The following is a 19974-nucleotide window of genomic DNA, read 5'->3' on the forward strand; positions in this document are numbered from 1 at the left end:
CCGGGGATCGGAAGGCGGTGCACGGGTGGGCTCGGGAGGCCTGGAGCTGCCCCCTGGTGACGAGGGTCACGAGGGGAACTCCACAGACGTCCCGCCCGGCGCGGTGTCCCTGGCCCGCCCGATGGACGCGGGGTCCATCGGGCCGGAGCTGGACTGGGACGCCGACGCCTGGCGCGAGGTGCGCACCCGCGCCCAGCGGGCCGGCCGGGCCTACATCTGGCTGAACCTCGTCGAGCAGCGGCTGCGCGCGGTCGTGGCCGCCGTACTGCGGCCCATCTACGAACCCGTCCACGGGGACGACTGGGTGGTCGCCGCGGCCGGTCCGGCCGGGCAGGAGTGGGTGCAGCGCGCCGTCGCCGTCCGCGAAGTCAGCCGCCGCAAGGGCTACTTGCTCGACCCGGCCGACGACAACGTGCTCAGCTTCCTCACCCTTCCCCAGCTGCGTGAACTGATGGTGCAGCACTGGCCCTGCTTCGAGCCGTACTTCGACGAGCGCCGCGACCTCGAACTCGCCCTGGACGAGCTGGAGGTGACCCGCAACGTCGTCTCCCGCAACCGGGCGCTGTCCGGGGCGGTCCTGAACCAGGCCGAGCGCGCCTCCGCCCGGCTGCTGGAGATGCTCGGCTCGGGCGGTGACGTCCCCTCGGCGCGCCGGCTGCCCGTGGACGCGGTCGAGGACCTGGTCGGCGACCGGTACGCCGACGTCGTCGCCGTCCACGCCGACCGGGTGCGGCTGATGCGCCAGTTTCCCGCCGAGGACCTCTTCGGCGGCGCCCGCCGCCTCGACGCCGTCGGCATCGGCCTCAACCTGCTCGTGCAGAACTTCTCCGGCCGCCGGCTGGTCCGGCTCGCCGAGACGGGCTGCCGGGTGCGGCTGCTCTTCCTCAACCCGGCCTCCAGCTCGGTCAAGCGCCGCGAGCGGGAACTCGGGATGAAACGGGGCGAACTGAGCCGCTCCGTCGAGATGAACATCCTGCACATGCGCCGGGTCCGCTCCCGGCTGCGCGACCCGGGCGCCTTCGAGATCCAGGTCTACGACGAGACACCGCGCTTCACCGCCTACCTGGTGGACGGCGACGGCGCCGACGGCATCGCCGTGGTGCAGTCCTATCTGCGCGGGGCGCGCGGGATGGAGTCGCCGGTACTCGTACTGCGCAACGGCAGCAAGCTGGTCAAGTCGGACGAGGTGGGTGAAGCAGGACTCTTCCCGACATACCGCGAGGAGTTCGAGCTCGCCTGGGCGGATTCACGCCCTGTGTCCTGAACTGTCCGCCGGTGCAAGCGGAACGCGAACCTCTGATTGTCAGTGCCGCGTGCGAGGGTGGAGGCCACTGGGGGAAAGCACCACCAAGAAGGGGGGCCGCCCATGGGCTGGCACCGGGAGCTGCTGATCGGCTTCGACCTGGAGACGACCGGGACCGATCCGCGCGAGGCGCGCATCGTCACCGGCGCGGTGATCGAGGTCAGGGCCGGTGAGCCCGGGGGACGCAGGGAATGGCTGGCCGATCCGGGCGTGGAGATCCCGGCGGACGCGGTCGCGGTGCACGGCATCAGCAACGAGCGGGCGACGGCCGAGGGCCACCCGGCCGACCGGGTGGCCGACTCCATCGCCGACGTCCTCGTCTCCTACTGGCAGGCGGGCGTCCCGCTCGTCGCCTACAACGCCGCGTTCGACCTCACCCTGCTCTCCGCCGAACTGCGCCGCCACGCCCTGCCGTCCCTCGCCGACCGCCTGGGCGGCGCCGCCCCCGCCCCGGTCGTCGACCCCTACACCATCGACCGCTGGGTCGACCGCTACCGCCGCGGCAAACGGAACCTGGAAGCGGTCTGCGCCGAGTACGGCATAGCCCTCGACGCGGCCCACACGGCCCCGGCCGACGCCCTCGCCGCAGCGCGTCTCGCCTCCGCGATAGCCGACCGCCACCCGAAGATCGCATCCCTGAGCCCGGTCGAACTCCACCAGCGGCAGATCGAGTGGTACGCGGAGTGGGCGGCGGACTTCCAGGCCTTCCTGCGGCGCAAGGGGGATGCGGGGGCGGTGGTGGACGGGGCGTGGCCGCTGCGGGAGTTGACCGAGAGCCAGCCTGCGTAGGCCACGGACCGCTTTTCGGGCGCGGGTGAGTGGGCGGCCGGTCGCGCCCACGCGGCGGAGCCGCGCATCGGCACAGCCCGTCGCCCCTCAGGAACGCTGGACAGCCTCAGAACGGGTACCAGCGCACCGTCTCATCCCCGTCCCGCAGCGACGCCACCCGCCGCCGAAACTCGGCCAGCGCCTTCGGGTTGCTCGGCGCGTGCTGGGCCACCCAGGCGCAGCTCGCCGTCTCCCGGGCCCCGCGCAGCACGCCACACCCCTGCCACTCCCGCACGTCCCACCCGTACGCCTCGGTGAAGGAGTCGTACGCCTCGGCGGGCAGCCCGTACCGGTCGCGGGAGAGGGCCATGACCACCAGGTCGTGCTCGCGCAGGTCGGCGGAGAAGGTCTCCAGGTCGACCAGCACCGGCCCGTCCGGCCCGATGTGCACATTGCGGGGCAGCGCGTCGCCGTGGATCGGGCCGGGCGGCAGATGGGGCGTCAGCGCGGCGGCGGCCGCCGCGAACCCGTCCCGGCGCGCGCGGAGGTAGGCCGCGTCCTCGGGAGCGATCGCGTCGCCCGCGAGCCGCAGCCACCGCTCCACACCGCCCAGCAGCTCGCGGGGCGGCAAGGCGAAGGAAGGAGAGGGAAGTGCGTGCACCATCCGCAGCAGCCGCGCCAGGTCCCGCGGCTCGGCGGGCCGTACGGGGTCGGGCAGCCGGTGCCACACGGTCACCGGGTGGCCCTCGACCAGCCGCGGCTCCGGCTCCGCCGCCCGCACCGCCGGCACGCCCGCCCCGGCCAGCCAGCCGGCGATGTCCAGCTCGCGCCGGGCCCGCTGCAGCAGCTCGGCGTCTCGGCCCACCTTCACCACCAGATCACCGGCGGCGAACACCGCGTTCTCGCCGAGGGCGAGGAGAGCCGCGTCCCGGACCGGGCCGGGCAGTACGCCCGCCGCCGCCAGTACGTCCCGTGCCCGTGCCTCGTCCATCCCGCCTCCGTGCCGCGCCGTCGTCCCTGCCGTCTCTCCGGCCAGTCTCGCATTCACACAGGTCGGGCGGTGTGCGCGGGCCCTTGAGCCGCCAGACGTGCATCACCGCGAGACGGGCCGGGCGCAGCTCGGCCAGGGCCCCGCAGCGTGGTTGTCAGGGCGGTGAGACGGGAGGCCTGACGGACCATCTCCTCGGCCCGCAGGGCGGGGTCGACGTGGTCTGCTCGTGGAGCGGCCGGGCCTCCCAGTTGTCCTGCATGTGCGGGGTGTTGATGTCGCGCGCGACCCGGCGCACCGGGCCGCCGCCGAGGTCCAGCGCCTCGCCGTCGTCCGTCGGCGGGGCGGCCGGGCCCGGGGCGATCTCGAGTACATGGCTCGTTCCTGGGCCCGCGCTTGCGTGCGGGGTGCCGCTGCGCCAGACCCGTGCCGCCCCTGGCGGCACGACTGCCCGCAGCCACGAGCGCCCGAAGGGGGCGCGGGGGCCTGTGCCGTCAGCCTCCACGCCCCCGCACCGCGCACGCTCTCAACCGCCCGGCGGGCAGGCGCCCGTCCAGCCCGCCGGATCAGACCGGCAGCCGCTCCCCTTCCTCCCGAACCGGACGGGCGGCGACCACGGACGGTGTCTCGTCGTGGGTCAGGTCGGGCAGCCAGTGGAGCCACTTCGGCAGGTACCAGTTGCGCTCGCCGAGCAGGGCCATCACGGCCGGCAGCAGCACACCGCGGATGACCGTCGCGTCGATGAGGACCGCCGCGGCCAGGCCCACACCCATCTGCTTCATGGACTGCATCGACAGCGTGCCGAAGATCGCGAACACGGCGACCATGATCACCGCGGCGCTGGTGACGACGCCGGCCGTGGTGACCACGCCGTGCCGGATCGCGTCCTTCGTCGTACGGCCGTTCATGCGGGCCTCACGGATCCGGGACACCACGAACACGTGGTAGTCCATCGACAGCCCGAAAAGGATCACGAACAGGAACAGCGGCAGCCAGGTCACGATGGCGCCGACCCCCTCCGCGCCCACCAGTGAGGCACCCCAGCCGTGCTGGAAGACCGCGACGAGGACGCCGTACGCGGCGCCCACCGACAGCAGGTTGAGCACGATCGAGGTGATGGCCACGGTCAGCGAGCGGAAAGACAGCAGCATCAGCAGGAAGGCGAAGACGATCACGAACGCGAAGACCGGGACGACGGACCCGAGCAGCTGGTCGTTGAAGTCGTGGTTGCCGGCCACCTGTCCGGTGATCGGCGCCTGCAGGCCGGCCACCTTGCCGAGCGTGGCGGGGCGCACCTCGTCGCGCAGCTTGTCCAGGTTCTTGACCGCCCGGTCCATGTCGGAGCCGCCGACCAGCGGCACGGAGACCAGGGCGACGTTCTGCGCGTCGTGCACCCGGATGTCGACCGGGCCGCGCGAGGCGCCGGAGGCGATCGCCTCCTTCTTGAAGTCGGCCAGCGCCTGCCGCACCTCGGGCGCGTTGATGTCCTTGGCCTTGACGACGACCTGGGCCGGCTCACTGCCGCCCGGGAAGGCGTCGTTGACGCGGTTGTACGTCTGCACGATCGGCAGCGACTTCCCGAACTCCTGGTCAAGGGTGAGCTGTTGGGTGTTCATGCCGAGCGCGGGCGCGGCCACCGCCAGCAGCGCACCGGCCGCCACGACGACGGAGACCAGCGGCCTGGCCAGCACCGCGCGCAGTACGGCGGTCCAGACCCGGCTGCCCTCGCCCGCGGCCCGCTTCCGGTTCCGGCGGCTGAGGAACGGGATCCGGCCCTTGTCCACCCGCTCGCCGAGCAGCGACAGCAGCGCCGGGAGCACCGTCACCGACCCGACCATGGCGACCGCGACGACCATCAGCGAGGCCAGGCCCATCGCCTCGAACTGGGCGAGCCCGGTGAAGAGCATGCCCGCCATCGCCACGCACACCGTGACACCGGACACGATGACCGCCCGGCCGCTGGTGGCGGCGGCGATCCGCAGGGCGGTGCCCGGGTCCCGCCCGGCCTGCCGTTCCTCGCGCTCGCGGCGCAGATAGAACAGGCAGTAGTCGACGCCGACGGCCATACCGACCAGCAGCATCACGGAGTTGGCGGTGTCGCTCATCGGCTGCAGATGGCTGACCAGGCCCATCAGACCCATGGTGGCCATGATCGCGGTGATCGCGAGGGCCACCGGCAGCAGCGCCGCCACCAGCGCCCCGAAGGCGATCAGCAGAATGCCGAGGGCCACCGGCACCGCCGAGTACTCGGCCTGCTTGAAGTCGTCCCCGAAGGCATCCTTGTACTGCTTCTGCATGCTGGCGCCGCCGATCTCCTCGATCCGCAGCGAGCCGTGCGCCTTCTGCACCCCGGAGACGGCGTTGAGCACCGGCTCGACCCGGTCGACGGCCGTCTTGGCGTCACCGCGCATGTCGAACTGCACCAGCGCGCTGCGGCCGTCCCGGGAGATGGTGTGCGTGTCGTACGGCGAGGTCACGGCCGTGACCTTGCCGGTGCCCTCGACGGCCTTCACCACGTCGGCGACGGCGGCGCGGAACTCGGCGCCGGTCGCCGTGACTTCGGCGTCCCTGGACTGGATCAGGACCGTCTCGCCGGCCGGTTCCTTGATCCCCGCGTCGTCGATGATCTGGGCGGCGGTGTGCGTCTCGCCCTTGAGCTGGTTGCTCTCGTCGACGTCGACCCGGCCCGCCGCCGAGCCGAGCCCCATGGCCAGCACGACGAACAGCACCCATATGCCGACGGCCGCCCAGCGGTGCCGGGCGCTCCAGCCGCCGGCGCGGGCGGCCAGCCCCCGTACCGGCACGTCCCTGTTCCCCATCGCGGGTCCTACCCCCTCGTGTGCGGTGGCGACCCCCTGCCGCCACGTCTGCGCTTGCTCCGGTATGACCGTATGAGCTGGATAAACGCGTCTCGTCGTGCTGCCCGGTGAACTCGGCGACCGGCCGGTCAGCACTGGGGAGGACGACGGCCCCTTACACCTATCCGCACTTCTCGGGGGCACGTCTCGGGGTTCGGCAGCCTGTTGCGCCGGCCTGCTCCGCCGGCCGTCGGACATGGGTTGTCCGTTCTGCCGCCGGCGCGCTGGTTTGTGATTACGAAACCTCGTTGAACAAGTTACAGCTGCGTGTAGAGCTTGATCCGGTGCCGTCGATCAGCGAGAGTTTCGCGCAGCCCCGCCCCGCGCGGGCCCGGCCGTCGTGCCCGCCCCCACGGGGCACGACGGCCGCCTAGGGTGGCCGGATGACGACCTACGCGGCGCTGTTGCGCGGAATCAACGTCGGCGGCAGCAGGAAGCTGCCGATGGCCGACCTCCGTACGCTGCTGACCGGCCTCGGCCACACCGGCGTACGGACCCATCTGCAGAGCGGCCAGGCCGTGTTCACCACCGGCCACGGCGACGAGGCGTCGCTGGCGGCGGAGTTGACCCGGGCGATCGAGGAGCGGTTCGGCTTCCCCGTCGACGTGATCGTCCGCGACCACGCCTATCTGAAGGCGGTCGTCGAGGCCTGCCCGTTCCCGGCCGCCGACCTGGAGCCCAGGCAGCTCCACGTCACGTACTTCTCCGCACCCGTCACCCCGGACCGCTACGCGGACATCGACCCCGCCGCCCACCTCCCCGAGGAGTTCCGCCTCGGCGACCGCTGCCTGTACCTGTACGCCCCCGAGGGCCTCGGCCGCTCCAAGCTCGCCGAGGTACTGTCCCGGACGCGGCGCACCAAGGACCTGATCGCCACCAGCCGCAACTGGAACACCGTCGTCAAGCTGGTCGAGCTGACCGCTCCGGGAGCGTGACGGACCGCGGGCCCCCAGGGGCACGGTCGGACACGCGTGCCTCCCCGAGATACTGCCGAGCACGTGCACGCACGCCTGTGCGAGGCTCTACCTCATGCGCTACATCATCATCGGGGCGGGAGCGGTGGGCGGCACCGTCGGCGGGCGGCTGGCCCAGGCCGGGCGTGAGGCCGTGCTCGTGGCACGGGGCAGGCATCTTGCGGCACTCGCGGAGCACGGGCTGCGACTGCGGGTGCCGGAAGGGGAGTTGACGTACCGGCTCCCGGCCGTCGACGGGCCGGGCCCGCTCGGTGAGCTGCGCGCCGACGACGTCCTCGTGCTCGCGGTGAAGACCCAGGACACGGTGGCCGCCCTGGAGACCTGGGCCGACGTCCCCGTGGCCGGCGGGGGCACGGCGGCCGAGCGGCTGCCGCTCGTCCTGCTGCAGAACGGAGTCGAGAGCGGCCGGCTCGCGCTGCGCCGCTTCCGGCACGTGTACGGCGTCTGCGTCTGGCTGCCCTCGACCTACGTGGAGCCCGGTGTCGTCTCCGCCGCGGGCACCCCGCTCACCGGCATCCTCCACCTCGGCCGCCTCCCGCACGGCACCGACGACACCGCCCACCGGATCGGCGCGGACCTGGACGCCTCCCACTTCGAGGCGCCGGTGGTGCCCGACGTGGCCCGCTGGCAGTACGCCAAGCTGCTCTGGAACCTCGGCACCGCCTTCGAAGCCTTGTGCGGTCCCGCCTCCGACGAGGCCGCGCACGCCCTGCTCGCCCGCGTGCGGGCCGAAGGGGCCGCCGTACTCGACGCGGCGGGCATCGCGCGCGCCGGCGACGGGGAGCAGCGCGCGGCCCGCGGCGACAAGGTCACCCTGGTGCCACTGGACGGGGTCACGCGCGGCGGCGGTTCCTCCTGGCAGTCCCTCGCCCGGGGCACCGGCACCATCGAGGCCGACTACCTCAACGGGGAGATCGTGCTGCTCGGCCGGCTGCACGGCGTACCGACCCCGCTGAACGAACTGCTCCAGCGGCTCGCCGACCGGTTCGCACGGGAGCGCCGGGCCGCCGGGTCGATGCCGGTCGCGGAACTGGTGCGGAGGGCCGACGCGGCCGAGGGCACGATGCCGGCCGACGCCCTTGCACCACACGGCAGTTGATCTTCCGGTCGGTTCGGCGTCCCGTCAGGACCCGGACCGTGCCTACCAGTGCGCAGGAGAGGGCGGGGGAACGGTGGACGACGTCACCGAGGACGCCGGGCGGCGGCTCGCGGAGCGGTTCGAGGCGGACCGGCCGCATCTCACCGCCGTGGCATACCGGCTGCTCGGCTCGGCCGCCGAGGCCGACGACGCGCTGCAGGAGGCCTGGCTGCGGGCCCGGGAGGCCGACCTCGACGCGGTGCGCAACCTCACCGGCTGGCTGACCACCGTGGTGACCCGGGTCTGCCTCAACCTGCTGCGGGCCCGCCGCAACCGGCGCGAGGAGTTCCTCGAGGCCTGCAACCACGCCCATGACGCCCCGGCGGTCTCCGCCGAGGCGGGCGATCCCGCCCGGGAGGCGCTGCTGGCCGACCAGGTCGGCGTCGCGCTGCTGGTCGTCCTCGACACCCTCGGCCCGGCCGAGCGGGTCGCCTTCGTGCTGCACGACATGTTCGCCGTGCCCTTCGAGGAGATCGCCCCGCTGATCGAGAAGACCCCGGCCGCCACCCGGCAGCTCGCCAGCCGGGCCCGCCGCCGGGTCCAGGGCCGGCCGGCCGCGCCCGCCGCCGACGCCGTACGCCGTCGCCGGGCCGTCGAGGCGTTCCTGGCCGCCACCCGCGGCGGCGACTTCACGGCCCTGGTCGCGCTGCTCGACCCGGATGTGGTGCTGCACGCCGACGCGCTGGTCGTACCCACGCCGGAACCGATCACGGTGCGGGGCGCCGAGCCCGTCGCCCAGGGTGCGATGGCCGCCGTGGCGCGCGCTCGGCTCACCGGACTCGCCCTGCTGGACGGCGAGTTCGGCCTGGTCATGGCGGAGCGGGGGCGGCCGCGCCTGCTCCTGGCCTTCGCCTTCGGCTCGGACGGCCGGATGACCCGGATCGACGTCGTGGCGGAACCGGAACGCCTGCGCGGGACGGAGATCGCGGTGGTGGACCCGGTGCAGGCCGGGGCAGGCGGCGGGCTCGAAGGAATGGACCAATGAAGTGAGACCGGATTGGGCCGGGACGCTGCACCAATCCGGAGGTAGCGTCGCTGCCATGACATACCGCGACACCGCCACCGAGCCCGCCCCGACCCGGGTCGACTTCTTCTTCGACCCCGCCTGCCCCTTCGCCTGGATCACCTCCCGCTGGCTGCTGGAGGTCGAGCGCCTGCGCCCGCTCGACCTCCGGTTCCGGGCGATGAGCCTGTACCTGCACAACATGGGCAACGAACTCCCCGACTGGTACCGGGACTTGGTGGACCGCTCGATCGGTCCGGTGCGGGTCGCCGTGGCCGCCGCCGAACGGCACGGCGACAAGGTGCTGCGCGACCTGTACACCGCGTTCGGCACCCGGATCCACGAAGGCCGTATCGAGGACTTCGACCGGGTGGTCGCCGAGTCGCTGGCCGAACTCGGGCTGCCCGCCGACCTGTCGGCCGCCGCCCACGATCCGTCGTACGACGACGCGGTGCGCCGCAGTCACGAGGCCGGCGCCGAACCCGAGACGGGCGGCTACGTGGGCACGCCGACCCTGCACATCGACGGCACGGTGTGGTTCGGCCCCGTGCTGCGCGCCGTTCCGCGCGGCGAGGAGGCGGCCGAACTCTTCGACAGCTTCCGGGTGCTGGCCCGCCACCCCGATCTCTTCGAACTCAAGCGCACCCGCACCGGCGCCCTCCGCTTCGACTGAACGAGGAACGAACTCACCAGGAACAGCGGGGTGGCCGATAAACATCCCTCGCTCGCGGCGGGTCCGCCGCTCGTGTGACACGCCAACCATGAGCGGCGCAGAACGAAGAGCCGCCGGGGTCCGACGTCACAGGGGAGCGCCGGACCCCGACGGCTCCCATATCACGCGCCCGCCCTCCAAGGCCAGCCCTCGCAGAACCTCGCGACAAACCCATCCCGTTGTCCCTAGGGTGAAGCGCGCAGACGGCCGGAAGGGCCGACAGAAGGGGCGAGGGGACAGATGAGCGTGACGGGCAGTCCGTTACGGGCACCGCGTGCTACCACCGTGACGGGGGGCGACCCCCGAAGCGGAACACCCCCGTGCTCTGCGCAGCCCGGTCAACGGACACCGTTCACCCGGATGGGTGTCGATTTTCAGCCTAATCGGCGCCATCTCGGCTGGCGGGGCCCTGGCCCACAGCACCGCACGCGCGGTGTTCCTCCCCGCAACATCGGTAACGTCAGCCGCCCCAGCACCTTCGGCGGCCAGAGCCTGGTCGCCCGCGCCGAAGCCGTAGCCACCCCCCATCCCCGAAGGCTCCTTCGGACCACAAGCGAGGACAGGACATGAGCACCTACAAGTTCGGGAACAGCCCCGCCGATCTCGCCCGCATCGACCCCAGGAACGGCACACCCGACATCGAAACCCTCATGGCCGTCGCCGACCGGCTCACCGAGGCACTGCGCGCCGAGTACCCGGGGATCGCCGGGAACGGGGAGGTCATCCAGGCGGAGCTGGCGCTGTCCGCGGAGGACGGCCTGCCGCCCAACCGGGGCCGGATCCGCACCGCACTGGAGAACGTCGCCATCACGGCGGGTGCGGGCACCGCCAGCCTCACCTTCACCCAGCACCTGTTGCACGCACTCGGCCTGTGACCCCGGAAACGCCGGGAACACCGGAAACGCGGGAAACGCCGGGGGACGGTCAGGCGCCCAGGGCCGTCATGGCCGGCCGCCGGGCCGCGTCGTAGCGTTCCAGCAGCACCCGCGCCACCTCCGGCGCCGGACCCAGCACGTCCGCCAGTACGTCCGCCCCGGCCGCGCCCCGCGCGATGCGGTCCGGCAGAAAGCCGGGGGCCAGGACGTACGGCGCGACGGCGACCCGCGAGCAGCCGAGGGCGCGCAGCTCGGCCACCGCGTCCTCGGTGCGCGGGAACCCCGCGGGAGAACCGGCGGAGGCGAACGCAGGCCGCACGGCGCACCAACCGGTGTGCCGCCACTCCCGCGCGATTCCTGCGATCACTGCGATCGCCTCCGGGTCGGTGGACCCCGCCGAGGCCAGCACGACCCCGGTCGAGGACTTGGCGGCGGGCGTCAGCCCCGCCTCGTACAGCCGCCGTTCCAGCGCCGCCAGCAGCAGCGGCGACGGACCCAGCACGTCCGCCTGCCGGATCCGCAGCCGGGCCGGCGCCTCCCGCAGCACGGCGGGGATGTCGGCCTTGGCGTGGAAGGCGCGGGTCAGCAGCAGGGGCAGCGCGACCACGTCCTGGACGCCGTCCGCCGCAAGCGACTCCAGCACCCCGTGCACCGACGGCACGTTGAAGTCCAGGAAGCCGGTCTCCACGCGCAGCCCCGGCCGCTGCGACCGTACCCGCTCCACGAGGGCGTGCACGGCCTGGGCGTGCCGCGGATCGCGGCTGCCGTGGGCGATGACGAGAAGGACCGGTTCGCGCATGTCCAGCCTCAGCCCTTCACCAGCAGGCCGCGGCTGCGCAGCACCCACCGCTCCAGCGGGCTGAAGAGCAGCAGGTCGATGGCGATGCCGACGAACAGGATGAGCAGGATGGCCTCGAACACCATGGCCATGTCGCTGGCGGTGCGGGCGTTCTCCAGCAGCTGGCCCAGGCCCGTGCCCAGGTCGGGGAAGTTGGCGATGATCTCCGCGGCCATCAGGGAGCGCCAGGAGAAGGCCCAGCCCTGCTTCATGCCCGCCACGTACCCGGGCAGGGCGGCCGGCAGGGTGACGTGCCAGGTTCCCTTCAGGCCCGTGGCCCCCATGGTGCGGCCCGCGCGCAGGAACAGCGGCGGCACCTGGTCCACACCGGACACCAGACCGTTGGCGATGGACGGCACGGCGCCGAGCAGGATCACCGCGTACATCATCGAGTTGTTCAGGCCCAGCCAGATCACCGCGGGCGGCACCCACGCCACCGACGGCAGCGACTGCAGACCGGACAGGATGGGGCCGATGGCCGCGCGCACGAACCTCACCCGCGCCACCAGCAGGCCCAGCGGGGTGCCGATCAGCAGCGCGAGGCAGAAGCCGAGCAGACCGCGCGAGACGCTGGTCCAGATGTAGCCGAGCAGCTTGCCCTGCAGCCAGTCGTTGCGGAAGGCGTGCCAGACCGCGCCCGGCGTGGGCAGCTTGGTCGGATCGTCGACGATCTTCAGGGTGATCAGGCCCTGCCAGACCACCAGGACCACGACGATCGCGGTGATCGGCGGGACGACCTTGTCGACGAGGGTCTTGCGCAGCGGCGTACGGCCCGGCTGCGCGGTCTCCAGCGCGTCGAGGCCCGCTTCCACGCTCCCCGTCTCGGGGGAGGTCGTCGTCTCAGTGCTGGCCATGGCGGCGGATCTCCCCACGCAGGACTTCGGTGATCTCCAGGGACAGTTCCGCCACGGGCGCGTCCTCGATGCGGCGCGGCTGCGGAATGTCGACCTCCCACTGGCGGGCGATGCGGCCCGGACGGGAGGACAGCAGCACGACACGCTGCGCGAGCCGCACCGCCTCGCGCACGTTGTGCGTCACGAACAGCACGGACAGCCCGGTCTCCGACCAGATACGGGTCAGCTCGTCGTGCAGCACGTCCCGGGTGATGGCGTCCAGCGCCGCGAACGGCTCGTCCATCAGCAGCAGATTGCTCTCCTGCGCCAGCGCCCGGGCCATCGCCACCCGCTGCCGCATACCGCCCGACAGCTCGTGGACGCGCTTGCCGTACGCGCCCTTCAGCCGGACGAGCTCGAGCAGTTCCTCGGCCCTGCCGCGCCGCTCGGACTTCGCGACTCCCCGCAGTTTCAGGGCCAGTTCGATGTTCTTGCCGGCCGTGAGCCACGGGAACAGGGCGTGTTCCTGGAACATCAGGGCCGGGCGGCCGTCGGTCGTTATGGACCCGGCGGTGGGCCGGTCCAGGCCCGCCACCAGGTTCAGCAGCGTGGACTTGCCGCAGCCCGAGGCCCCCAGGAGGGTGACGAACTCGCCGGGCGCGACATCGAGGCTGATGTCGTCCAGGACGAGCTGCTGCCCGCCGGGTGTCGGAAAGGACTTCGAGACCTGCTCGAGGCGTGCGGCGTACTCGACCGACTCAGCGGCCTTGGCGAGGGTCGTGGCCATGGTCGTCACCTCCTGGGAAACTCATCGGGACTGGCGTCAGCTGGTGCCGAGACCGGCCGCGTCGACCGGCTTGTCACCCTCGGCCTTGAGGACCTTGTTGAGGATCGTCAGGTCGTAGATCCCCTTGAGGTCCGGCTTGTCCAGCAGGCCGGCCTTGACCGCGTGCGCCGCCTCGGTGTCGAGGGTGGAGGCCAGCGGGTCGTCGGTGAACCGGATGGACTTCCAGGCCGGGTCGAGGACGTTCGCGGGCAGCGCCTTGCCGGAGTCCGCCGCCAGCTGCTTGTTCGCGGCCGCCTTCGCCTGGTCCGGGTTGGCGTTGATCCACTTGTTGGCCTCGACCGAGGCCTTCAGCACCGCTTCGACGGCCTTCGGGTGCTCCTTGAGGAAGGCCTGCCGCACGACGATGTTCGTGATCACGAACTTCTTGTCCGGCCACAGCGACGACTCGTCCAGCAGCACCTTGCCGCCCTCGGCGACCAGCTTGGACGCGGTCGGCTCAGGCACCCAGGCACCGTCGACGGAACCGGACTTGTAGGCGTCCGGGGTGATCTTGTTGTCGGTGCGGACGACCGTGACGTCACCCTTGCCGCTCTGCGGGTCGACCTTCCAGCCCTGCTCGGCCACCCAGTTGAGGAACGCCACGTCCTGCGTGTTGCCGAGCTGCGGCGTGGCGATCTTCTTGCCCTTGACGTCCTTCAGGGACGTGATCTTCTTCGGGTTGACGACCAGCTTGACGCCGCCGGAGGCCGAACCGCCGATGATCTTCAGGCTCTTGCCGTCGGACTTGGTGTAGCCGTTGATCGCCGGGGACGGGCCGATCCAGCCGATGTCGATGGAACCGGAGTTGAGGGCCTCGATCTCGGACGGGCCCGCGCTGAAGGTGGCGTAGTCCGCCTTGGTGGCGCCCAGCTCCTTCTGGAAGAGGCCCTGCTCACGGCCGACCAGGGCGGTCGCGTGGGTCAGGTTGCCGAAATAGCCGATCTTGACGGTGTCGAGTCCGTCGACCTTCTTGGCCCCGGCGGCGACCTTGGCGGTGTCGCCGTTCTTGGCCTGGGAGCCGTAACCGCAGGCGGCGAGCGTGAGGAGGGGGAGCGCGGCGAGCGCGGCCATGCCGCGACGGAACAACGCGGAGCGGGAGGCAGGCACGGGAGGTTTTCCTCTCGTTGGCCCGGCGGTCACGGTCTCTCAGGTCGTGGCCGGGAGGTCGGCAGGTCTTCGTCTACGGCGGTGGGGGGTGAGGGCGCGCAAGCGGTGCGCGTACGTCAGCGCACACATCGGGCCACTCCGCCCTGCCCGCTGCCGAGGGCGCCGCTGCCGATGCGGCCGCCCTCCTTCGCGAACGTCGAGTAGACGTCGGTCGTCGTCATGTCAGAAGTCCCAGCCGTCGTCTTCGGACTCGTCCTTGACCGGCTCGGGGGTGGCGAACGACTCGCCGACCATGCCCGCGGTGAGCGTGGTGCCGTCGCTCGGGTCGATCAGGATGAAGGAGCCCGTGCGCCGCGAGTCGGCGTAGGAGTCGACCGGCAGTGGCTCGGCGGTACGGATCTTCACCCGGCCGATGTCGTTGGCGAGGAGCTGTCCCGGGTGCGGGTGCAGGGACAGGTCGTCGAGCGTGAGGCGGGACGGGATGTCCTTCACGATCGCCTTGACCGTGCGGGTGCCGTGCTTGAGCAGCACGCGGTGGCCGACGGTCAGCGGGGCGTCGGCCACGTGGCAGACGGTCGCCTCCACGTCCTGGGTGGTGGCCGGTGCGTCCTTCGTCGGCACGATCAGGTCACCGCGCGAGACGTCGATGTCGTCCTGGAGCAGGACCGTCACCGACTGCGTCGTCCACGCCACGTCCACCGGCTCGCCCAGCAGGTCGATGCCGGAGATCCTCGACGTCCGACCGGACGGCAGGACCGTGACCTCCTCGCCGACGCGGAAGGTGCCCGCCGCGATCTGGCCCGCGTAGCCGCGGTAGTCGGGGTGCTCGGCGGTCTGCGGCCGGATCACGTACTGCACGGGCAGCCGGGCGTGGCAGTGCGCCAGATCATGGCTGACCGGCACGGTCTCCAGGTGTTCCAGGACGGTCGGGCCGCCGTACCAGTCCATGTTCGCGCTCGGCTCCACCACGTTGTCACCGGCGAGCGCCGAGATCGGGATGGCGGTGACCTCGGGCACGCCCAGCTCGGTCGCGTACGCCGTGAACTCCTCGGCGATCGCGGCGAACACGGACTCCTCGTACCCGACGAGGTCCATCTTGTTGACCGCGAGGACGACGTGCGGAACCCGCAGCAGGGCCGCGATCGCCGCGTGCCGGCGCGTCTGCTCGACCACGCCGTTGCGGGCGTCGACCAGGATCACCGTCAGCTCCGCCGTCGAGGCGCCGGTGACCATGTTGCGGGTGTACTGCACATGGCCCGGGGTGTCGGCCAGGATGAACCGGCGCCTGGGCGTGGCGAAGTAACGGTAGGCCACGTCGATCGTGATGCCCTGCTCGCGCTCGGCACGCAGGCCGTCGGTGAGCAGCGCGAGGTCCGGGGCGTCCTGGCCGCGGCTCGCGGAGACCCGCTCCACGGCCTCGAGCTGGTCGGTGAGGACCGACTTGGAGTCGTGCAGCAGCCGTCCGACGAGCGTGGACTTGCCGTCGTCGACGGAGCCGGCGGTGGCGAACCGCAGCAGCGTGGTGGCCGAGAGCGCCTCGGTCGTGGTCGTGCTCATGGCTAGAAGTACCCCTCGCGCTTGCGGTCTTCCATCGCGGCCTCGGACAGCTTGTCGTCTGCTCGGGTCGCGCCCCGCTCGGTGAGCCGGGACGCGGCGATCTCGGCGATCACGGCGTCCAGCGTGGTGGCGTCGGAGTCGACGGCGCCGGTGCAGGACATGTCACCGACGGTGCGGTAGCGCACCTGGCGCTTCTCCACACTCTCGCCGTCCTTCGGGCCGCCCCACTCGCCGGCCGTCAGCCACATCCCGCCCCGCTGGAACACCTCGCGCTCGTGCGCGAAGTAGATCTGCGGCAGCTCGATGCCCTCACGGGCGATGTACTGCCACACGTCCAGCTCGGTCCAGTTCGACAGCGGGAACACCCGCACGTGCTCACCGGGGGCGTGCCGGCCGTTGTACAGGTTCCACAGCTCGGGGCGCTGGCGGCGCGGGTCCCACTGGGAGAACTCGTCGCGCAGCGAGAACACCCGCTCCTTCGCCCGCGCCTTCTCCTCGTCCCGGCGTCCGCCGCCGAAGACCGCGTCGAACTTCTCGCTCTGGATCTTCTCCGTCAGCGGAAGCGTCTGCAGCGGGTTACGGGTGCCGTCGGCACGCTCCTTGAGCACACCCCGGTCGATGTAGTCCTGGACGGAGGCCACATGCAGGCGCAGCCCATGTGCGGCGACCACACGGTCCCGGTACTCAAGGACCTCGGGGAAGTTGTGTCCCGTGTCCACATGCAGCAGCGAGAAGGGCACCGCCGCGGGGGCGAACGCCTTCAGCGCCAGGTGCAGCATGACGATCGAGTCCTTGCCGCCGGAGAAGAGAATCACGGGGTTCTCGAACTCGCCCGCCACCTCGCGGAAGATGTGCACGCCCTCGGACTCCAGCGCGTCCAGATGGGAGAGGGCGTACGGGCTGTCCGTACCCTCGTCGCCGGTCGCGGCCTTGGCCACGGTCGTCATGCCAGTCCCCTCTCGCTCAGCAGGGCGTACACCGACGCCGCGGACTCCTGCACGCTCTGGTGCTGCGACTCGATCCGCAGATCCGGCGCCTTCGGCTCCTCGTAGGGGTCGTCGACACCTGTCAGCCCGGTCAGCTCGCCCGCGGCCTGCTTGGCGTACAGCCCCTTCACATCGCGCACGCTGCACACCTCGACCGGGGTCGCCACATGGATCTCCAGGTACGGCGTCCCGTTCTCCTCGTGCCGCCCCCGCACCGCCTCCCGGCTGTCGGCGTACGGCGCGATCACCGGCACCAGCGCCTTGACGCCGTTACGGGCGAGCAGCTCGGCGAGAAAACCGATGCGCTGGACGTTGGTGTGCCGGTCCTCGCGGGAAAAGCCGAGGCCCGCCGAGATGAACTCGCGGATCTCGTCGCCGTCGAGCACCTCGACGCGGTGGCCCTCGGCACGCAGCCGGCCGGCCAGCTCGTAGGCGATGGTGGTCTTGCCGGCGCTCGGCAGACCCGTGAGCCAGACGGTGGCTCCGGTGGTCACGTCGGTCTCCTGAAGAGTCTGATGGTTCGTCATCCGTGCAGCCCGCACTCGGTCTTGGCGCGGCCCGCCCAGCGGCCGGCGCGTGCGTCCTCGCCCTCCAGGACCCGGCGGGTGCACGGGGCGCAGCCGATGGAGGCGTAGCCGTCCATCAGCAACGGGTTGGTGAGCACGCCGTGTTCGGTGACGTAGGCGTCCACGTCGGCCTGGGTCCAGCGGGCGATCGGGGAGATCTTGACCTTCTGCCGCTTCTCGTCCCAGCCGACGACCGGGGTGTTCGCCCGGGTCGGGGACTCGTCGCGGCGCAGTCCGGTCGCCCACGCCTGGTAGCCCCGCAGTCCCTCCTCGAGCGGCTTGACCTTGCGCAGCGCGCAGCACAGGTCGGGGTCGCGGTCGTGCAGCCTCGGGCCGTACTCCGCGTCCTGCTCGGCGACGGTCTGCTTCGGTGTGAGGGTGATGACGTTGACGTCCATCACGGCCTCGACGGCGTCGCGGGTGCCGATGGTCTCCGGGAAGTGGTAACCGGTGTCGAGGAATACCACGTCCACGGGGGCCCCGCCCTTCAGTACCCGGGAGGCGAGATGGGCGACGACGGCGTCCTCCATGGACGAGGTGACGCAGAACTTCGCGCCGAAGGTGTCGACCGCCCACTGCAGGATCTCCAGGGCGGAGGCGTCCTCCAGGTCGCGGCCCGCCTGCTCGGCGAGCGCCTTCAACTCCTCGGTCGTGCGGCTTTCCTGAGCCGTCGTCATGACTGTCGGTCCCCTCCGTTGTCGGCTCGCCGAAGGCCCCGGGCCAGCAGCCCGAGGAACTTCAGCTGGAATGCGCGGTTGCACGCCCCGCATTCCCAGGCGCCGTGACCGCCTTCCAGAGCTTCGCTCGGACGCAGGTCCTCGTCGCCGCAGTAGGGGCAGTAGAAGGGCGCGGCACGCTCCGTCACGACAGAGCCTCCTCACTGGCCCGCGCGGCCCAGGCGGCGAACCGCTCGCCGTCCTCGCGCTCGGCCTGGAACCGCTTCAGCACCCGCTCGACGTAGTCGGGCAGCTCCTCCGCGGTGACCTTCAGTCCGCGCACCTTGCGGCCGAAGCCCGGCTCCAGGCCGAGGGCGCCGCCGAGGTGCACCTGGTAGCCCTCGACCTGCTCGCCCTGGTCGTTGAGCACGAGCTGGCCCTTGAGACCGATGTCCGCGACCTGGATACGGGCGCAGGCGTTCGGGCAGCCGTTGAGGTTGATGGTGATCGGCTCGTCGAAGTCCGGCAGGCGGCGCTCCAGTTCGTCGATCAGGGACGAGCCGCGCTGCTTGGTCTCGACGATGGCGAGCTTGCAGAACTCGATGCCGGTGCAGGCCATGGTGCCGCGCCGGAAGGAGGACGGCCGGGCGGTGAGATCCAGCGCCTCCAGGCCCTCGACCAGCGAGTCCACCTTCCCCTGTTCGACATCGAGGACGATCATCTTCTGCTCGACGGTGGTGCGCACCCGGCCCGAGCCGTGCGCCTCCGCGAGGTCGGCGATCTTCGTCAGCGTGGTGCCGTCGACGCGGCCGACCCGCGGGGCGAAACCGACGTAGAACCGGCCGTCCTTCTGCCGGTGCACACCGATGTGGTCGCGCCACTGCTGCACGGGCTGTTCGGGAGCGGGCCCGTCGGTCAGCTTGCGCCCCAGGTACTCGTCCTCCAGCACCTGACGGAACTTCTCCGCGCCCCAGTCGGCGACGAGGAACTTCAGCCGGGCGCGGTTGCGCAGCCGGCGGTAGCCGTAGTCACGGAAGATCGAGATGACGCCCTCGTAGACGTCCGTGACCTCCTCCAGCGACACCCAGGCGCCGAGCCGCACGCCCAGCTTGGGGTTGGTGGACAGGCCGCCGCCGACCCACACGTCGAAGCCCGGACCGTGCTCGGGGTGGCGTACGCCGACGAACGCCACGTCGTTGATCTCGTGCACGACGTCCAGCAGCGGCGAACCCGAGATGGCCGTCTTGAACTTCCGGGGGAGGTTCGAGTACGCCTTGTTGTTCAGGACGCGGCGCTTCATCTCCTCCAGCGCGGGGGTGGCGTCGATGATCTCGTCCTCGGCGATACCGGCGACCGGCGAACCGATCATCACACGCGGGGTGTCACCGCAGGCGGTGATGGTGGACAGGCCCACGCCCTCCAGCCGTTCCCAGATCTCGGGCACGTCCTCGATCCGGATCCAGTGGTACTGCACGTTCTGCCGGTCGGTGATGTCCGCGGTGCCGCGCGCGAACTCCTGGGAGATCTCGCCGATGACCCGCAGCTGCTGGGTGGTCAGCGCGCCGCCGTCGATGCGCACCCGCATCATGAAGTAGCGGTCGTCCAGCTCCTCCGGCTCCAGCACCGCCGTCTTGCCGCCGTCGATACCGGGCTTGCGCTGGGTGTACAGCCCCCACCAGCGCATCCGGCCCCGCAGGTCGCTGGGGTCGATCGAGTCGAAACCGCGCTTGGAGTAGATCGTCTCAATGCGTGTCCGCACATTGAGACCGTCGTCGTCCTTCTTGACCTGCTCGTTGCCGTTGAGCGGGGTGAAGTGGCCCACTGCCCACTGACCCTCACCACGGTGACGACTCACCTTGCGGCGGGGCGCGGAGGCGGCGGGGTTCGGCGGGGTGGCGGCCATGGTTCTACGTCCTTCGGGACCGGTGGGAATCGACTCTGACCTGCACATATGCGCGCACGCGGGCAGGCGTGCGCGTCATTGCG

20 protein-coding genes are annotated in these 19974 nt (G+C 71.5%); 7 read left to right on the forward strand and 13 right to left on the reverse strand.

Going from position 1 to position 19974, the window contains the following annotated elements; all coding sequences use genetic code 11:
• Window positions 1–25 precede the first annotated feature (25 nt).
• Together ACWDEN_RS34895 and ACWDEN_RS34900 are read left to right on the forward strand one after the other, a co-directional pair.
• On the forward strand, window positions 26–1264 hold the full coding sequence (locus tag ACWDEN_RS34895; protein WP_351607480.1) for an SAV2148 family HEPN domain-containing protein: 1239 nt from the start codon (window positions 26–28) through the stop codon (window positions 1262–1264).
• A 102-nt stretch (window positions 1265–1366) separates the two neighbouring features.
• On the forward strand, window positions 1367–2092 hold the full coding sequence (locus ACWDEN_RS34900) for an exonuclease domain-containing protein (RefSeq protein ID WP_450861881.1): 726 nt from the start codon (window positions 1367–1369) through the stop codon (window positions 2090–2092).
• A 106-nt stretch (window positions 2093–2198) separates the two neighbouring features.
• Here ACWDEN_RS34900 and ACWDEN_RS34905 read toward each other — a convergent pair whose 3' ends face one another.
• The 3 genes from ACWDEN_RS34905 to ACWDEN_RS34915 form a co-directional block, all read right to left on the reverse strand.
• Window positions 2199–3062 (reverse strand): phosphotransferase enzyme family protein, encoded by an 864-nt coding sequence (locus ACWDEN_RS34905; RefSeq protein WP_450861883.1) that lies wholly within the window; start codon window positions 3060–3062, stop codon window positions 2199–2201.
• A gap of 154 nt (window positions 3063–3216) precedes the next feature.
• Window positions 3217–3564 (reverse strand): hypothetical protein, encoded by a 348-nt coding sequence (locus ACWDEN_RS34910; RefSeq protein WP_450861885.1) that lies wholly within the window; start codon window positions 3562–3564, stop codon window positions 3217–3219.
• A gap of 61 nt (window positions 3565–3625) precedes the next feature.
• Window positions 3626–5878 (reverse strand): MMPL family transporter, encoded by a 2253-nt coding sequence (locus ACWDEN_RS34915; RefSeq protein ID WP_450861887.1) that lies wholly within the window; start codon window positions 5876–5878, stop codon window positions 3626–3628.
• Between the two features lie 422 nt (window positions 5879–6300).
• On the opposite strand from ACWDEN_RS34915, the gene ACWDEN_RS34920 reads away from it, so the two are divergent.
• The 5 genes from ACWDEN_RS34920 to ACWDEN_RS34940 all read left to right on the forward strand — a co-directional run bounded on the left by ACWDEN_RS34920 (window position 6301) and on the right by ACWDEN_RS34940 (window position 10619).
• On the forward strand, window positions 6301–6852 hold the full coding sequence (locus tag ACWDEN_RS34920; protein ID WP_450861889.1) for a DUF1697 domain-containing protein: 552 nt from the start codon (window positions 6301–6303) through the stop codon (window positions 6850–6852).
• A 94-nt stretch (window positions 6853–6946) separates the two neighbouring features.
• Window positions 6947–7990: a ketopantoate reductase family protein gene (locus ACWDEN_RS34925; RefSeq protein ID WP_450861891.1), complete on the forward strand. Its 1044-nt coding sequence runs from the start codon at window positions 6947–6949 to the stop codon at window positions 7988–7990.
• Between the two features lie 73 nt (window positions 7991–8063).
• Window positions 8064–9014 (forward strand): sigma-70 family RNA polymerase sigma factor, encoded by a 951-nt coding sequence (locus ACWDEN_RS34930; protein ID WP_450861893.1) that lies wholly within the window; start codon window positions 8064–8066, stop codon window positions 9012–9014.
• Between the two features lie 55 nt (window positions 9015–9069).
• Window positions 9070–9705: a mycothiol-dependent nitroreductase Rv2466c family protein gene (locus ACWDEN_RS34935; protein WP_351607459.1), complete on the forward strand. Its 636-nt coding sequence runs from the start codon at window positions 9070–9072 to the stop codon at window positions 9703–9705.
• A gap of 605 nt (window positions 9706–10310) precedes the next feature.
• Window positions 10311–10619: a hypothetical protein gene (locus ACWDEN_RS34940; protein WP_351607456.1), complete on the forward strand. Its 309-nt coding sequence runs from the start codon at window positions 10311–10313 to the stop codon at window positions 10617–10619.
• A 49-nt stretch (window positions 10620–10668) separates the two neighbouring features.
• Here ACWDEN_RS34940 and ACWDEN_RS34945 read toward each other — a convergent pair whose 3' ends face one another.
• From ACWDEN_RS34945 to ACWDEN_RS34990, 10 genes are all read right to left on the reverse strand, one after another.
• The gene (locus ACWDEN_RS34945) at window positions 10669–11418 is read right to left on the reverse strand and encodes a sirohydrochlorin chelatase (protein ID WP_351607453.1); all 750 of its coding nucleotides are present in this window, start codon (window positions 11416–11418) and stop codon (window positions 10669–10671) included.
• Window positions 11419–11426: 8 nt separating this feature from the next.
• Complete coding sequence (locus ACWDEN_RS34950) at window positions 11427–12311, reverse strand: ABC transporter permease (protein ID WP_351607451.1); 885 nt, start codon at window positions 12309–12311, stop codon at window positions 11427–11429.
• A complete protein-coding gene (locus tag ACWDEN_RS34955) occupies window positions 12298–13077 on the reverse strand; it encodes an ABC transporter ATP-binding protein (RefSeq protein WP_351607448.1) in 780 nt (259 codons plus the stop codon). The genes ACWDEN_RS34950 and ACWDEN_RS34955 overlap by 14 nt, the downstream gene beginning before the upstream one ends.
• Window positions 13078–13113: 36 nt before the next feature.
• Window positions 13114–14223 carry an aliphatic sulfonate ABC transporter substrate-binding protein gene (locus ACWDEN_RS34960; protein WP_450861896.1) on the reverse strand — a complete coding sequence of 370 codons (1110 nt, stop codon included), beginning with the start codon at window positions 14221–14223 and terminating at the stop codon, window positions 13114–13116.
• A gap of 222 nt (window positions 14224–14445) precedes the next feature.
• Window positions 14446–15780 (reverse strand): sulfate adenylyltransferase subunit 1, encoded by a 1335-nt coding sequence (locus ACWDEN_RS34965; protein ID WP_450861897.1) that lies wholly within the window; start codon window positions 15778–15780, stop codon window positions 14446–14448.
• Window positions 15781–15782: 2 nt separating this feature from the next.
• Entirely contained in the window at window positions 15783–16727 is a 945-nt protein-coding gene (gene cysD / locus ACWDEN_RS34970; protein ID WP_351607440.1) for a sulfate adenylyltransferase subunit CysD, read from the reverse strand.
• The gene (gene cysC / locus ACWDEN_RS34975) at window positions 16724–17260 is read right to left on the reverse strand and encodes an adenylyl-sulfate kinase (RefSeq protein WP_450861899.1); all 537 of its coding nucleotides are present in this window, start codon (window positions 17258–17260) and stop codon (window positions 16724–16726) included. Before cysC ends, cysD begins: the two co-directional genes overlap by 4 nt.
• 29 nt (window positions 17261–17289) lie before the next feature.
• Window positions 17290–18009 (reverse strand): phosphoadenylyl-sulfate reductase, encoded by a 720-nt coding sequence (locus ACWDEN_RS34980; protein WP_450861901.1) that lies wholly within the window; start codon window positions 18007–18009, stop codon window positions 17290–17292.
• Window positions 18006–18197: a hypothetical protein gene (locus tag ACWDEN_RS34985; protein ID WP_351607435.1), complete on the reverse strand. Its 192-nt coding sequence runs from the start codon at window positions 18195–18197 to the stop codon at window positions 18006–18008. The genes ACWDEN_RS34980 and ACWDEN_RS34985 overlap by 4 nt, the downstream gene beginning before the upstream one ends.
• Entirely contained in the window at window positions 18194–19891 is a 1698-nt protein-coding gene (locus ACWDEN_RS34990) for a nitrite/sulfite reductase (protein WP_351607432.1), read from the reverse strand. The genes ACWDEN_RS34985 and ACWDEN_RS34990 overlap by 4 nt, the downstream gene beginning before the upstream one ends.
• Window positions 19892–19974: the final 83 nt, after the last annotated feature.

It is taken from the genome of Streptomyces sp. NPDC001153, from assembly GCF_053598315.1.